The organism is uncultured Oscillibacter sp. (assembly GCF_900546705.1).
Classification (GTDB): domain Bacteria; phylum Bacillota; class Clostridia; order Oscillospirales; family Oscillospiraceae; genus Oscillibacter.
Genome location: NZ_URDP01000016.1, coordinates 18,248 through 32,022, shown reverse-complemented (window position 1 = coordinate 32,022; position 13,775 = coordinate 18,248). Strand labels below are relative to the sequence as shown.

Genomic DNA, 13,775 nt, shown 5'->3' with positions numbered 1-13,775 from the left:
TCCTTACTGTTCACTGTCATAGCGATCGGCCTTGTAGGAACGGCCCCGGGCATAGGGACGGTCCCCGATCCGGCCGGCCTCGCTGGTGGTAATCTTCTTCTTGGTGGCCTTGGCCTCCTGGGCAGCCCGCTGCTTTTCCTTGAGCGTCATCTTGGGGGCAGGCTCCTGACGCAGCTTCTCCTGCTGGCGGCGCCCCTCCTCCATCCGCTTCTGGCGGTCGGCCTGACGGGCCTCATAGCGGGCAGCTTCCTCTTCTTCCAGCTTCTTGTTGTAGAACTTGCCCATGATGAGCTCCTGGACCATGGAGATCAGGCTCTGGGCAATCCAGTAAACACCCAGGGCGGCAGGCATGATGAACGCAAAATAGATACTCATCAGCGGCATCATGTACATCATGGTCTTGGTGCTGCCGGCGCCGGGGCCTTCCATAGCGGGCTGCTGCTTCATGGTGATGCGGGAGAACAGCAGCTGGCTGCCGCCGGCCAGCAGGGGGATGAGCAGCATGCCGATGAACACGCCCGTGATGGCCCAGGTGGACACCACGCTCCAGGGCGTGGAGGACAGGTCCAGTCCCAGGAAGTTGTAGTTCATGTTGATCCAGCCGTCCACACCGGAGGTAAGCTCAGGCATGGAGCTGGCGATTTTGGCAAGGCCGATCTGGCCGTAGGGGGTCAGCTGGGTGATGCCGTCGGTCACCACGGCCACGCCGTCCTTCATCTGTACGATGGAGGACATATCCACGCCGGTAGCGCTGACCGCGGTCACCAGCTTCTGCACCACGTCCTCGCCCAGCATCATGAAGTGGGTGATGGGCTGACGGATGATGGAGTACAGAGCCAGCAGGATGGGCAGGGGAAGGAAGCTCCACAAGCAGCCGCTCATGGGGTTGACGCCCTCCTCGGCATAGAACTTCTGGATCTCCTCGTTCATTTTCGCCTGGTTGTTGGCGTACTTCTTCTGGATCTCCTTGATCTTGCCGCTCATCCGGTTCATGCGCACCATGCTCTTTTTGGACTTCATCTGGAAGGGCAGCAAAATGAGCTTGATGGCAAGGGTGAAGAGGATAATGGCGACGCCGTAGGAGCCTGTCAGGTTATAGAACAGACGCAGCAGCGCCGCAAACGGGATACAGATGTAGTATCCGATGGTACCGAAAAATCCCATTGGATTTCCTCCGTCATTCTTTTGTTTTGAGTCCTGTGCTCAGGGTACCGGGTCGTAACCGCCCTTGTGAAACGGATTGCAGCGGAGGATTCTGCGAAAAGACATCCAGCCGCCCTTGAGGGCGCCGTATTTTTCGATGGCCTCCAGGGCGTATTGGGAGCAGGTGGGGATATAGTTGCAGCAGGGCGGACGGTACGGCGAAATTGCCCGCCGGTAAAACCGGATCATGGCCAGCAAAATTCTCTTCATACCGTCTCCTCCAGCAATGAGAGCTTGCGGCAAAGCCGCAGGAAGGATTCGTTGAGTTCCTTCCAGGGCGCACTGACCGCGCGGCCCCTGGCCACCAGGACAAAGTCATAGCCCTGGCGCAGCGCGCCGCTGTTGAGCCGGTATACCTCCCGCAGCCGCCGGCGGGCACGGTTGCGCACCACCGCGTGGCCCAGCTTCACGGACACCGTAATGCCCAGTCGGTTATGGCCCAGCTTGTTTTTCCGGCAATAGAGCACCATGCTGCCGCACACCGCCGAGTTGCCCCGCCGGTACAGATTGCGGAACTGATGGTTTTCCTTCAGTGTCACCGCTCGCTTCATGCTTCTCCCCTGTTCAATCTGCCTGGAAACTCTTCTAGGGACGGAGGAATCCAAAGAAAATTCCCGCCGTCCCTAAGATGTCTTATCAAGTGTCTCCCGCGCGTTCCGTTTCGCTCAGTGGGTCAGGCGGGCGCGGCCCTTGGCGCGGCGACGGGCCAGGACCTTGCGGCCGTCAGCGGTAGCCATTCTCTTGCGGAAGCCGTGAACCTTGGAGCGATGCAGCTTCTTGGGCTGATAGGTACGTTTCGTTGCCATGTTGAGACACCTCCTGTCAGTATTCCGGCCGCCCTTGCGGACGGCACTTACTCGACGCCGGCCTTTTGGGCCGACGCAGTAAACATTTCTCGCGCGTCATTGTGACGCACACGATAGTATACAGACTTTTTCAATTTGTGTCAACAAAAACTTGCAATTTTTCGAAAAAAACCGTAGTTTTGGCCGCTTTGCACACCGGTTTCAAAATGTTGTGGCCGAGGCAGAATTTTGATCAACATGTAGTTTTCCGGTTCTATCGAAGCGCGGTACATTTTTTTCGGTTTCCACTTTTATATTTAGAATAAGTATTGCCAGCCATTCGTTTTTTTGCTATAATATTTTCGATTTGTTTTGTCCATTTTTAACTAGAGAGAGGTGTTTCTTTTTGAATTCCGTCGCTGACGTGTGGGACAACGTCCTGGCCCAGCTGAAAGGTGAGCTGTCGGAAACCACCATCAACACCTGGTTCGATGAACTGGAGGCTGTGGACATCCAGGGCAATACATTCATCCTGCACTGTACCAACGATTTTAAAAAACGATACATTGAGACGCTGTTTCTCAAAAGCATCAAGGCGGCATTGAAGGACATTTTCTCCGTGGAGTTTGAAGTGCGCATCTGGGACGACGCCGAATTTGCCGAGCGCAGCGGCGCCGCGCCCAAAAAGCAGAACGACCGCTTCACCTCCGACGAGTTTACCTTCGAGACCTTTGTAGTGGGCCCCTCCAACAAGCTGGCCTACGCCGCCTCTGTGGCAGTAGCCGAGCATCCCGCTCAGAACTACAACCCTCTTTTGATCTACGGCGACTCCGGCCTTGGCAAAACCCATCTCATTTACGCCATCGCCAATGTCATCAAGCGCAACGACCGCTCTGCCAAGATCGCTTACGTCAAGGGAGACGATCTGACCAACGAGCTGGTGGCCGCCATTCAGGCCGGTCCCAACAAAACCGCCGAAATGCGGGAGAAATACCGCCAGGCAGACCTGCTGCTGGTGGACGACGTGCAGTTCATCGCCGGCAAGAAGCAGACCCAGGAGGAATTTTTCCATACGTTCAACAACCTCTACGAGTCCGGCCGGCAGATTGTCCTCACCTCCGACCGTCCCCCCTCTGAGATGACCCAGCTGGAAGACCGGCTGCGCACCCGGTTTGAGTGGGGATTGCTGGTAGACGTGGCGCCCCCGGATTTTGAGACCCGCCTTGCCATTGTCAAGACCAAAGCCGCCATGCTGGGACTGGACCTGCCGGACAAGGTTTCCGTGTACATTGCGGAAAACGTCACCGCCAACGTCCGTCAGCTGGAGGGCACCATTAATAAGATCATGGCCTTTAAGGACTTGCTTGGCAATGACACCGACGAGGAAACCGTCACCCGGGCCATCCAGGACATGCTCAAGCGCTCCAACGAGTATATTCCCTCCCCCGAAGCCATTTTGGAGTACATCAGCAAGTACTACAACCTGGAGGAGTCTGTTATCCGCGGACAGCAGCGGGTACGGGACGCCGTGGCCGCCCGGCAGATTGCCATGTATCTGATCCGCTCCATGACCAATCTTTCCCTGGACGACATCGGCAAACAGTTCGACAACCGGGACCACTCCACCGTTCTCTATTCCATCAAGCAGGTGGAAAAACAAATGAAGAAAGACGCCGCCTTTGCCGAGACGGTCAAGGCCATCAAGACCAACATCAACGCCCGGAAATGAGGCGTTTTTTCTCCACTTCTTCTGTGGAAAACTAAAAACTTTGGTGTGGATAAGTTTTGTGAAAAAAAGGCCGGTGAAAAACGACCTGATTTTTCAACAACCCCTGTGAATCTTCCAACCCTTGCAATTTCCGGGGTTTCCCGCCTTTTCCACAGTTTTTCCTTCTACGGCTGCTTTTTCTAACAAATAATTTTTCTTTTTTCTCTTTAAGCAGACAACCAACGACTCAATCCTCCTACATGAAAGGAAGTGCAACCATGAAATTCTCCTGTGAGAAAGCCCTTTTGCAAAGCGCCATTGCCGTCACCAGCCGGGCCGTTGCGCAAAAGAGCTCAATTCCCGCCCTGGAAGGTCTCTTATTGCAGGCAGATCACCAGCTGACCATCTCCGGCTACAACATGCAGACCGGAATCCGGACAAAACTCTCCGCTGATGTTGTGGAACAAGGTGAAATCGTACTCAACGCCCGTCTTTTCGGCGACATTGTCCGCCGCATGCCTGACGACGTAGTTACTTTCAGCTCCGATGATAAGCTGGTTGTCCACCTTCACTGTGGAGACGCGGACTTCGACATCCTGGGTCTTTCCGCTGCAGACTATCCGGAACTCCCCGCTGTGGAAGACGAGTACTCGGTCACCATCCAGCAAAAATCTCTCCGGGCCATGATCGAAGAGACCGCCTTCGCTGTGTCCACCAACGAAAGCCGCCCGGTACACACCGGCGCACTGTTCGAAATTACGGACAAAGGACTGACCATGGTGGCGGTGGACGGCTTCCGCCTGGCAATCAGAAGGGAAAAACTGGAAAAAATTGAAGGCGGCGCATTTTCGTTTGTGGCTCCCGGCTCCGCACTCAGCGAGGTCAAGGGCATCTGTGCCGACACGGAGGACACTGCCTCCGTCACGCTAGGCAAGCGCCACATTCTCTTTGAAGTAGGCGATACAGAGCTGATCTGCCGGCGGCTGGAAGGAGAATTTTTGGATTATAAAAATGCCATTCCCCGGAAAAACCCCATTGCCGTGGTAGCGGACACCAAGCGCCTCATCGAGAGCATTGACCGGGTGAGCGTGGTCATTTCCGACAAGCTCAAAAGCCCGGTTCGCTGCATGTTTGACCAGGATCGCGTCTTTTTGTCTGCAAAAACCGGCAACGGCGAGGCCAAGGATGTGTGTCCCATCAGCGGGGACGGCCGCGGGCTGGAGATTGGCTTCAACAATCGCTATTTGATGGAGGCACTGCGCTACGCACCCGCCGATACCGTGCGGATTGAGCTGAATACCGGAGTCTCCCCTGCCATCATTGTGCCGGTGGACGGAGAGGAAAATTTCCTTTATATGGTGCTTCCCGTGCGGCTTAAGTCCGCCGATTAAACCGTCCCGTACAGGACAGTCAGGAGTGTTATGGAAACCATTATCATCAAAACAGAGTTTATCAAGCTCCAGGATCTGCTGAAGTTTGCCAACCTTGTGGAAAGCGGCGGAGAGGCCAAGGAACGGATTCAGTCCGGTGAGGTTACCGTGGGAGACGAGGTGTGTACCCAGCGGGGAAAGAAGATCCGCCCCGGAGACGATGTGTGCTTCCAGGGTAAGCACTATACCGTGGCCTATGCGGATTGATTCTCTGGAGCTGACGTCTTTTCGCAATTATTCCGCAGTAAAAGTAAAGTTTGACAGCCGTTGCAACGTGATTTTCGGGGAGAACGCCCAGGGAAAGACCAATCTTCTGGAGGCACTGTTCTACCTCTCCTGTGGAAAATCTCCCCGGGCCCGGACAGACCGGGAGCTGATTGCCTTTGACGCCGACTGTGCCGCCCTTTGTGCCCAAGTGACGGCCAGGGAACGGACGTTCCAGGTGCTGGCCCAGCTGTATCGGGGCAAACGCCGCCATCTGGCGGTCAATCAGGTGACGGCCAGATCCGGCGCTGAGCTGAGCCAGGTTTACAACACGGTGTTCTTTTGTCCCGATGATCTGAGTTTGATCCGCCAGGGCGCCGCTGCACGGCGAAAATTTTTGGATATAGCATTATGTCAACTTCGCCCCCGGTACGCCTCCGCCCTCTCCGACTACGGCCGGGCCTATGAACAAAAGACCCGGATTCTCCGGGACGCGGAGGAGCGGCCGGATCTTCTGGCGGTGCTGCCGGACTTCAACGAGCGGCTCATCCATTTGGGCGCCATTCTCATCCACTACCGTGCGCAGTTTGCCCGGCGGCTGGGAGAGTATGCTGCCATGCACCACCGGGAGTGCTCCGGCGGGCGGGAGACACTGGAGGTGCGCTATCAGACCGTGTCCTCCGTCTCCGCCCCTGACGCGCCGCTGGATGTGCTGGCCCGGCAGCTGCGGGAGCACATGGATGCCCACGCCCAGGCCGAGCGGGCATCCCGGCTGTGTCTGTCCGGTCCCCACAAGGATGACCTCTTGGTGTATATTAACGGCCGGGAGGCCCGGCAGTATGCCTCTCAGGGACAGACCCGAACGGCGGCACTGTCCCTGAAGCTGGCCGAGCGGGAGATCTACCACAGCGCCGTGGGCGAGTATCCGGTGCTGCTGCTGGATGATGTTCTCTCGGAGCTGGACCCCAAGCGGCAGGAATTTGTTCTGAACCGCATTGCCGGCGGACAGGTGTTCATTACCTGCTGTGAAGACGACCGTCTGGCGGAGCTGCTGGGCGGCAAGGTGCTCCACGTCCACGACGGCGCGCTGGTGTGAGCGGGAGATGAACGCGCGGCCGAGCGTTTCCCATTGCCATGTCCCACAGATGAAATGATGATGTAAACTTTCACGAACCTGTACGGATTGAAGAGGAGGCACGGATATGTTTCATCTTCTGCTGGCGCTGCCGGCTTTGACGGTTTTCGGCGCTGCTGCGGCGATGGTGCTGGCAGCCATGCTGACGCTCTGGGGCGCGGCCTTCGGAGTGGAGCTGCTGCTGGGGCTTTTCTGTCGGAAGCGGCGGTGGCTGCTGGCACTGCCGGTTCTTGTTGGTGCAGTTGGCTTTTTGCTGACGATCTTTGCAAGGTTCTATCCCATAGAGCTGACATTTATCCTGATTTTATGGGGAGGATACGGCCTTTGCCTGCTGCTGGGGTGGGCAGTCAGTGGGGCGCTTCGCAGTCTGTACCGCTGGATCAGGAGGTAAGCCATGTATCTGCACATCGGACAAAACGAGATCATTCCGGATAAACGGATCATCGGCATTTTTGATCTGGACAAGTGCAGCTATGAAAAAAGAACCCGGGAATACCTGGCCGCCGCGGAACAAGAGGGCGTGGTGCTGGATGTGTCCGGGGAGCTGCCCAAGTCCTTTGTGGTATGTGACCATCCCTATCACCGGCAGATCGTCTATCTGAGTCAATTGAATTCCGTCACCTTGAAAAACCGCGCCGAGAGCAAAAAGCCGGAGTTTTGAGAGGAGGCTGCCTATGAATCAGTTTCTGACCCTGTACTTTTTTGAGTCGATCCGGACATTTTACGCCTGGGCGTTCCCCCTGAACGTGATGGTAAGCGTCAGCATGCTGCTGGGCCTTGCCGTGGGGCTTTTTTCCCGGCGGGGCGGTTGGCTGCGGCGGGTCTTTGCAGTAGTGTGCCTGGTGATCCTGGCGGCTGCGGAACTGATCGGACAGCTGTACCCCTCGGAAGATATGATTTTCTTTTATGTCTGCGGCTGGTGCGGCGAGGCGGCGTTTCTTTGCCTGTGCATTGGCATGGCGGTCCGCTTTCTTTGGAACAAGGTCCGCGGACGATAAAAATTTCGTGATGTACTGAAGCGCCAAAAGCCGTCGTTTGGGAGGTGCCGCATGAACTTCATCACATTGGATTTCTTTTACACGATCCGGGCGTTTTACGCCTGGGTGTTTCCACTGAACGTGATGGTAAGCGTCAGTATGATCGCGGGCCTTGCGGTGGGCCTTTTCTCCCGGCGGAAGTCCCGGCTGCGGCGGGGCTTTGGGGCGGTGTGCCTGGTGAGCCTGGCGGCCACGGAGCTCATCTGGCAGCTGTACCCTTCGGAATATTTGATTCTTTTCTTTTATATCTGCGGCTGGTTCGCGGAAGCGGCGTTTCTCTGCCTGTGCATTGGCATGGCGGTCCGCTTTCTTTGGACCAAGGTCCGCGGACGATAAAATTGCATTGTATTGTAGTTTGGCGCAAGGCAGGGAGAAACGGGCCGGAAGTGTCCGGCCCGGCTCTTTCTGCCCTGCTATGGAAGGAGTTATTCTATGGAAGAAAATGAGATCCTGACCACATCCCAGACCGAGCACGAGTATGATGCCTCGGAGATCCAGGTGCTGGAGGGGCTGGAGGCCGTGCGCAAGCGGCCCGGCATGTACATCGGCTCCACCTCCCTCTCCGGCCTGCACCATCTGGTCTATGAGATTGTGGACAACGCCATTGACGAGGCTCTGGCCGGCTACTGCACGGATATCCTGGTGCAGATCAACGCCGACAACACCATTACCGTGGTGGACAACGGCCGCGGCATCCCCGTGGATATCCAGGCCCAGACCGGCAAGCCCGCTCTGGAGGTGGTGTATACCGTGCTCCACGCCGGCGGTAAGTTCGGCGGAGGCGGCTACAAGGTGTCCGGCGGCCTTCACGGCGTAGGTGCCAGCGTGGTCAACGCCCTGTCCGAGTGGCTCACCGTCCAGGTCCACCGGGACGGCAAGATCTACGAGATGAAGTTCTCCCGGGGCCATGTGACGGAGCCCATGACCGTGGTGGGTACCACCGATCACACCGGCACCACCGTCACCTTCAAGCCCGACCCGGAGATGTTTGAGGATACGGTGTACCACTATGATGTGCTCCACACCCGTATGCGGGAAGAGGCGTTCCTGAACGCGGGACTGCGCATCCGTACCGTCGACAAGCGTCCCGGCCAGGAGCAGGAGGACAACATGTGCTATGCCGGCGGCATCCGGGAGTTTGTCACCTGGCTCAACAAGTCCAAGGACCCCCTGCACAAGGACGTCATCTATATGGCCGGCGCCAAGGAGGACTCCATGGCGGAAGTGGCCATGCAGTATAACGACGGCTACAACGAGACCATCCTCTCCTTTGCCAACAACGTCCACACCCCCGAGGGCGGCATGCACGAAGAGGGCTTCAAGCGGGCGCTGACCAACGTGCTCAACGCCTACGGCCGCAAGATCAAGCTGCTCAAGGACGATGAAAAAGTCTCCGGCGAGGACTGCCGGGAGGGCCTCACCTGCGTCATCTCCGTCAAGCTGACGGAGGCCCAGTTCGAGGGCCAGACCAAGGCTAAGCTTGGAAACAGCGAGATCCGTACTCTGGTGAATAATATCGTCTCCGACAAGCTGGAGACATTCCTGGAGGAGAATCCCCAGGTGGGCCGTATGATTCTGGACAAAGCGCTGACGGCAAACCGTGCCCGGGAGGCCGCCAAACGGGCCCGGGAATCCATCCGGAGAAAGACGGCCCTGGGCGGCGCGGCCATGCCGGATAAGCTGCGGGACTGCAACGAGAATAACCCCGAGCTCACCGAGCTCTACATCGTCGAGGGCGACTCCGCAGGCGGCTCCGCCACCCAGGGGCGGGACTCCCGGTTCCAGGCCATTCTCCCCCTGTGGGGCAAGATGCTCAACGTGGAGAAGGCCCGGGCCGACAAGGTCTACGGCAACGACAAGCTCCAGCCGGTCATTACGGCCCTGGGCGCCGGTATCGGTGACGAGTTTGACCTTAACAAGCTGCGCTATCACAAGGTGGTTATCATGGCCGATGCCGATGTGGACGGCAGCCACATCCGCACGCTGCTGCTGACCTTCTTTTTCCGCTTCATGCGTCCCCTGCTGGAGCACGGCTACGTCTACTCCGCCGTTCCGCCTCTCTATAAGCTCACCCGGGGCAAGACCACCCGCGTGGCCTTTGATGATGCCGAGCGGGAGAAGATCGCCGCAGAGCTGCGGGGCGACAACCCCAACGCCAAGATCGACATCTCCCGGTTCAAGGGCCTGGGCGAAATGAACCCCCACGAGCTGTGGGAGACCACCATGGACCCGGAAAAGCGTACCCTGCGCCGCATCACTTTGGATGATGCCGTCAAAGCCGACGAGACGTTCACCATTCTCATGGGCGAGAAGGTGGAGCCCCGCAAGGAGTTCATCGAGAAAAACGCCAGGTACGCCGTGAATCTGGATTACTGAGGAGAAAATCCATCTGGCTGCCTCCGGAGAGTACAGAGAAATAAGCCTGTCCTTTATGACAGTTTTATGGGAAGGAGGACCATGCGATGCACTGCCCCCTACGATCGGATTTATGGGTGACTGGAAAGAGAGCTGCATGGTCTGCCGTACTGCTGGGGACCCTTGTCCTGACCGGATGCGGCGCAGATCCGGAGCCTTCCCGCCCGGAGGAACTTTCACCTGCTTCCGACCAGGAAAAATCCGACAGTCCCTCCAGCGCCCGGGAGGCGTATGCCCAGGCCCTGGAGCGTCTGATGAGTGACCATATTCTTCCGGACGGCACCGACCGTTCTGCGGATTTTGACCCGATGTACGGAAATGAGAGAGTGGACATCGGGAAAAATCAATTTGCTGTGGCGGATGTGGACGGTGACGGCACCGAGGAGCTGGTCATTCAATATCTCTCCACTGACGGAGCCGGAAAGAGAGGCCTGGTGTCCTCCTGGGATTCGGAGGACGGATTGAGCACTGCGGTATTTGCCAACTCCTCTTTGACTTTCTATGAAAACGGCGCTGTCCGGGAGGACTGGGGACACAATCAGGGCCGGAGCGGCCGGCAGTGGCCCTTTTTCCTCTACCGGTATCTGCCGCAGACAGACAGTTATGAGGAAGTCGGCGCCCTGGAAGCCTGGGACATCCGCGTCTGTGAGGATGATTTTCCCCGGGAAACCGACACCAGCGGCAGCGGTATGGTCTACTACATCTATCCTGCGGAGCTGGATGCCAGCCAGTGGGATATGGTGGAGCCTGTGGACCGGTCTGTCTATCAGATCTGGTTGGACGAGACGCTGCAGGGTTCACCGGAGCGGGCGCTCACCTATTTTCCCCTGACGGAGGAGAACATCCGGCAGATTTGTCAGGAATAATCACTCCTTCTGCAAAAGAAAGGTTGTTTGAAATGTCTAAAAAACCCCAATACGATCCCGAGGAGATCCGGTATCCCGATCAGAAGATCGTGGAATCTCCTCTGGTTCCAGAAATGGAGAAATCCTACATTGAATACGCCATGAGCGTCATTGTGGGCCGGGCCCTGCCCGACGTACGGGACGGTCTCAAGCCCGTCCATCGGCGCATCCTCTACGCCATGTACGAGGATAATCTCACCTACGACCATGCCTTCCGCAAGTGCGCCACCGCCGTGGGCGACGTGCTGGGCCGGTATCATCCCCACGGCGACGCCAGCGTCTATGACGCCCTGGTGCGTCTGGCTCAGGACTTTTCCATGCGCTATGTGCTGGTGGACGGCCACGGCAACTTTGGCTCCGTGGACGGCGATCCCCCGGCTGCCTACCGTTACACGGAGGCCCGGATGTCCCGCATTGCCGACGAAATGCTGCGGGATATCGAAAAGGACACCGTGGACTGGGACCCCAACTTCGATGAGACCCGCAAGGAGCCCCGGGTGCTGCCCTCCCGGTTCCCCAACCTGCTGGTCAACGGCTCCTCCGGTATCGCCGTGGGCATGGCCACCAACATCCCGCCCCACAACCTGCGGGAGGTCATCGGCGCGTGCATCTGCGTGCTGGACAATCCGGAGGCTCAGCTGAGCGACCTGATGCAGTATATCAAGGGACCGGACTTTCCTACAAAGGGCATCATTATGGGACGCAGCGGCATCCGCGCCGCCTACGCCACCGGCCGGGGCCGCATCGTCATCCGGGCCCGGCATGAGTTCGAGGAGTTCGGCAAAGACCGCACCCGCATCGTCATCACGGAAATCCCCTACCAGGTTAATAAGCGCATGCTCATCAAGAACATGGCCGAACAGGTGGAGGACAAGCGCCTGGAGGGTATTTCCGACATCCGGGACGAGTCCGACCGCAACGGCATGCGCATTGTCATTGAGCTCAAACGGGACGCCAATCCCCAGGTGGTCTTGAACCGCCTGTTTGCCCAGACCCAGCTGCAGACCTCTTTTGCCATCAATATGCTGGCCCTGGTGCAGAACCAGTCCCAGCCCAAAATCCTCTCCCTGCGCCACATCATCGACGAGTACCTTGCCTTCCAGGAAGAGATCATCGTCCGGCGGACCCGGTACGATTTGAAGAAGGCTCAGGAGCGGGCGCACCTGCTGGAGGGTCTGTTGATTGCCGAGGACAACATCGACGCGGTCATCAAGACCATCCGGGAGTCCTATGACGACGCCAAGCAGAACCTGATGAGCCGCTTCGGTCTGGATGATGTCCAGGCCCAGGCCATTCTGGACATGCAGCTCAAGCGGCTCCAGGGATTGGAGCGGGAGAAGCTGGAGGCGGAATATAAGGAGCTGGAGGAGAAGATCGCCTATTATAACCGCATCCTCTCCGACGACGCCCTGGTGCGCCAGATCCTCAAGGAAGAGCTTCAGGCCATCGCCGATAAGTTCGGCGACGACCGTCTCACGGAGATTCAGGACGTGGAAGATGAGATTGACATCGAGGATCTCATTGAGGAAGAGGAGTGTGTGTTTACCCTGACGCAGGCGGGCTACATCAAGCGTACCCCCGTCAGCGAATATACCGCCCAGTCCAAGGGCGGTATGGGCAAAAAGGGCATCACCACCCGGGAAGAGGACGTGGTGACAGATCTGTTCACCGCCTCCACCCACGACTACCTCTTCTTCTTTACTGACAGCGGCAAGGTCTACCGGAAGAAGGGCTATCAAATCCCTGAGTCCGGCAAAACCGCCAAGGGCACCAACATCGTCAATATTCTTCAGGTGGAACAGGGCGAGCGGATTCAGACCATGATCCACACCCGGGAGCTGGAGGATGAAAACCGTTTCCTGGTGATGGTCACCCGCAACGGCACGGTCAAGCGCCTGCCGGTGATTGCCCTGAAGAATATCCGGGCCAGCGGCATTCGGGCATTGCGGATGGACGAGGGCGATCAGCTGATCTCCGTCCGGGAGACGGATGGCACCCGGAAGATTCTCATTGCCACCCACGACGGACAGGCGATCTGCTTTGACGAAAACGATGTCCGGCCCATGGGCCGTGACGCCATGGGCGTCCGGGGCATCCGTCTGCGCCAAGGCGACTACGTGGTAGGCGCCGCCCGGGCCCGGGCCGGCAAGACCGTCCTCTCCATTACGGAGAACGGCTACGGAAAGCGCACTCCCGTGGAGGAGTACCGTATTACGGGCCGGGGGGGTCTCGGCATCCGCAACTACGCCGTGACGGAAAAGACCGGCGGCGTGGTAGGCATCAAAGTGGTGGACGGCAGCGAGGATCTGCTGCTGGTCACCCAAGCAGGTATTCTGATCCGCACTGCTGTGGACAACATCCGTGTGGCGGGCCGTTCCACTCAGGGCGTGATCGTCATGCGCTTCAAGGAAGAGGGCGACCAGGTGATCTCCATGGCCCTGACCGACCACGAGGAGGAGACCGCCGAGGAAGTGACGGAGGGCGAGCCCCAGGCGTAAACACGTTCCATCGTTCCATGTGTGCAAGGGGGGGAGAAGATGTACGGTGTTTTTCTGAACCCATCCTCTGCCAGTGCCGAACAGGCTGGAGTCATTCTCGTCTTCGGTCTGGCGGCGTTTGGACTGCTGCTTCTCTTCAACACTTACCAGAAGAAAACCTTCAAAAAGGGCGGCGGCCGCACCAAACGGCCCAAAACGCCCCGGGAGAAAGCCGTCCTTGTGATAGGCGGCGTCCTGGCGGGACTGCTGCTCGTCATGGTCCTGGGAATGTATCTGGAGAGGACCTGAAGATGCAAAAAAGTGAGGGCACGGGAAACCGCGCTCTCACTTTTTACATTGTATTTTCGGGCGATCCAGTGTATTCTATTTTTACCTTGCGGGGAGAATGGGACATTGGTCCTCTGGACAAAAGAACCGATGTTGCCACCGGCACAAACATATACAGGAAGAGGAAT

At 57.8% G+C, this 13,775-nt stretch carries 16 protein-coding genes; 12 read left to right on the top strand and 4 right to left on the bottom strand.

Going from position 1 to position 13,775, the window contains the following annotated elements; genetic code table 11:
- Positions 1–3 precede the first annotated feature (3 nt).
- The 4 genes from QZS13_RS05165 to rpmH all read right to left on the bottom strand — a co-directional run bounded on the left by QZS13_RS05165 (position 4) and on the right by rpmH (position 2,009).
- Positions 4–1,164 (bottom strand): YidC/Oxa1 family membrane protein insertase, encoded by a 1,161-nt coding sequence (locus tag QZS13_RS05165; RefSeq protein ID WP_295586406.1) that lies wholly within the window; start codon positions 1,162–1,164, stop codon positions 4–6.
- A gap of 39 nt (positions 1,165–1,203) precedes the next feature.
- On the bottom strand, positions 1,204–1,413 hold the full coding sequence (gene yidD / locus QZS13_RS05160; protein ID WP_295586403.1) for a membrane protein insertion efficiency factor YidD: 210 nt from the start codon (positions 1,411–1,413) through the stop codon (positions 1,204–1,206).
- Positions 1,410–1,754, bottom strand: coding sequence for a ribonuclease P protein component (rnpA, locus tag QZS13_RS05155; RefSeq protein WP_295586400.1), 345 nt, complete (start codon positions 1,752–1,754; stop codon positions 1,410–1,412). Before rnpA ends, yidD begins: the two co-directional genes overlap by 4 nt.
- A 114-nt stretch (positions 1,755–1,868) precedes the next feature.
- Positions 1,869–2,009 (bottom strand): 50S ribosomal protein L34, encoded by a 141-nt coding sequence (rpmH, locus tag QZS13_RS05150; RefSeq protein WP_091131350.1) that lies wholly within the window; start codon positions 2,007–2,009, stop codon positions 1,869–1,871.
- Between the two features lie 385 nt (positions 2,010–2,394).
- Between rpmH and dnaA the strand changes: the two genes are divergently transcribed.
- The 12 genes from dnaA to QZS13_RS05090 all read left to right on the top strand — a co-directional run bounded on the left by dnaA (position 2,395) and on the right by QZS13_RS05090 (position 13,608).
- Positions 2,395–3,717 (top strand): chromosomal replication initiator protein DnaA, encoded by a 1,323-nt coding sequence (gene dnaA / locus QZS13_RS05145; protein WP_295586394.1) that lies wholly within the window; start codon positions 2,395–2,397, stop codon positions 3,715–3,717.
- Between the two features lie 257 nt (positions 3,718–3,974).
- The gene (dnaN, locus tag QZS13_RS05140; protein ID WP_295586391.1) at positions 3,975–5,087 is read left to right on the top strand and encodes a DNA polymerase III subunit beta; all 1,113 of its coding nucleotides are present in this window, start codon (positions 3,975–3,977) and stop codon (positions 5,085–5,087) included.
- Between the two features lie 30 nt (positions 5,088–5,117).
- Positions 5,118–5,333, top strand: coding sequence for an RNA-binding S4 domain-containing protein (locus QZS13_RS05135; RefSeq protein WP_295586388.1), 216 nt, complete (start codon positions 5,118–5,120; stop codon positions 5,331–5,333).
- Complete coding sequence (gene recF / locus QZS13_RS05130) at positions 5,287–6,426, top strand: DNA replication/repair protein RecF (protein ID WP_307986753.1); 1,140 nt, start codon at positions 5,287–5,289, stop codon at positions 6,424–6,426. Before QZS13_RS05135 ends, recF begins: the two co-directional genes overlap by 47 nt.
- Before the next feature lie 106 nt (positions 6,427–6,532).
- Positions 6,533–6,856, top strand: a complete 324-nt coding sequence (locus QZS13_RS05125; protein WP_295586383.1) for a hypothetical protein — start codon at positions 6,533–6,535, stop codon at positions 6,854–6,856.
- Between the two features lie 3 nt (positions 6,857–6,859).
- The gene (gene remB, locus QZS13_RS05120; RefSeq protein WP_295586380.1) at positions 6,860–7,126 is read left to right on the top strand and encodes an extracellular matrix regulator RemB; all 267 of its coding nucleotides are present in this window, start codon (positions 6,860–6,862) and stop codon (positions 7,124–7,126) included.
- A 13-nt stretch (positions 7,127–7,139) separates the two neighbouring features.
- A complete protein-coding gene (locus tag QZS13_RS05115; protein ID WP_295586378.1) occupies positions 7,140–7,463 on the top strand; it encodes a hypothetical protein in 324 nt (107 codons plus the stop codon).
- 51 nt (positions 7,464–7,514) lie between these two features.
- Complete coding sequence (locus QZS13_RS05110; protein WP_295586376.1) at positions 7,515–7,838, top strand: hypothetical protein; 324 nt, start codon at positions 7,515–7,517, stop codon at positions 7,836–7,838.
- A gap of 96 nt (positions 7,839–7,934) precedes the next feature.
- Positions 7,935–9,878: a DNA topoisomerase (ATP-hydrolyzing) subunit B gene (gene gyrB, locus QZS13_RS05105; RefSeq protein ID WP_295586374.1), complete on the top strand. Its 1,944-nt coding sequence runs from the start codon at positions 7,935–7,937 to the stop codon at positions 9,876–9,878.
- 116 nt (positions 9,879–9,994) lie between these two features.
- Positions 9,995–10,783, top strand: coding sequence for a hypothetical protein (locus QZS13_RS05100; RefSeq protein ID WP_295586372.1), 789 nt, complete (start codon positions 9,995–9,997; stop codon positions 10,781–10,783).
- 32 nt (positions 10,784–10,815) lie between these two features.
- Complete coding sequence (gene gyrA, locus QZS13_RS05095; protein ID WP_295586370.1) at positions 10,816–13,320, top strand: DNA gyrase subunit A; 2,505 nt, start codon at positions 10,816–10,818, stop codon at positions 13,318–13,320.
- Between the two features lie 39 nt (positions 13,321–13,359).
- A complete protein-coding gene (locus tag QZS13_RS05090; protein WP_295586367.1) occupies positions 13,360–13,608 on the top strand; it encodes a hypothetical protein in 249 nt (82 codons plus the stop codon).
- Positions 13,609–13,775 lie beyond the last annotated feature (167 nt).

Bases quoted from the DNA above. Each gene is read 5' to 3' on its own strand.
- yidD (WP_295586403.1), bottom strand. From the start codon at position 1,413: ATGAAGAGAATTTTGCTGGCCATGATCCGGTTTTACCGGCGGGCAATT.
- rnpA (WP_295586400.1), bottom strand. From the start codon at position 1,754: ATGAAGCGAGCGGTGACACTGAAGGAAAACCATCAGTTCCGCAATCTG.
- QZS13_RS05165 (WP_295586406.1), bottom strand. From the start codon at position 1,164: ATGGGATTTTTCGGTACCATCGGATACTACATCTGTATCCCGTTTGCG.
- gyrB (WP_295586374.1), top strand. From the start codon at position 7,935: ATGGAAGAAAATGAGATCCTGACCACATCCCAGACCGAGCACGAGTAT.
- QZS13_RS05090 (WP_295586367.1), top strand. From the start codon at position 13,360: ATGTACGGTGTTTTTCTGAACCCATCCTCTGCCAGTGCCGAACAGGCT.
- QZS13_RS05125 (WP_295586383.1), top strand. From the start codon at position 6,533: ATGTTTCATCTTCTGCTGGCGCTGCCGGCTTTGACGGTTTTCGGCGCT.
- remB (WP_295586380.1), top strand. From the start codon at position 6,860: ATGTATCTGCACATCGGACAAAACGAGATCATTCCGGATAAACGGATC.
- QZS13_RS05135 (WP_295586388.1), top strand. From the start codon at position 5,118: ATGGAAACCATTATCATCAAAACAGAGTTTATCAAGCTCCAGGATCTG.
- gyrA (WP_295586370.1), top strand. From the start codon at position 10,816: ATGTCTAAAAAACCCCAATACGATCCCGAGGAGATCCGGTATCCCGAT.
- rpmH (WP_091131350.1), bottom strand. From the start codon at position 2,009: ATGGCAACGAAACGTACCTATCAGCCCAAGAAGCTGCATCGCTCCAAG.
- QZS13_RS05110 (WP_295586376.1), top strand. From the start codon at position 7,515: ATGAACTTCATCACATTGGATTTCTTTTACACGATCCGGGCGTTTTAC.
- QZS13_RS05115 (WP_295586378.1), top strand. From the start codon at position 7,140: ATGAATCAGTTTCTGACCCTGTACTTTTTTGAGTCGATCCGGACATTT.
- dnaN (WP_295586391.1), top strand. From the start codon at position 3,975: ATGAAATTCTCCTGTGAGAAAGCCCTTTTGCAAAGCGCCATTGCCGTC.
- recF (WP_307986753.1), top strand. From the start codon at position 5,287: ATGTGTGCTTCCAGGGTAAGCACTATACCGTGGCCTATGCGGATTGAT.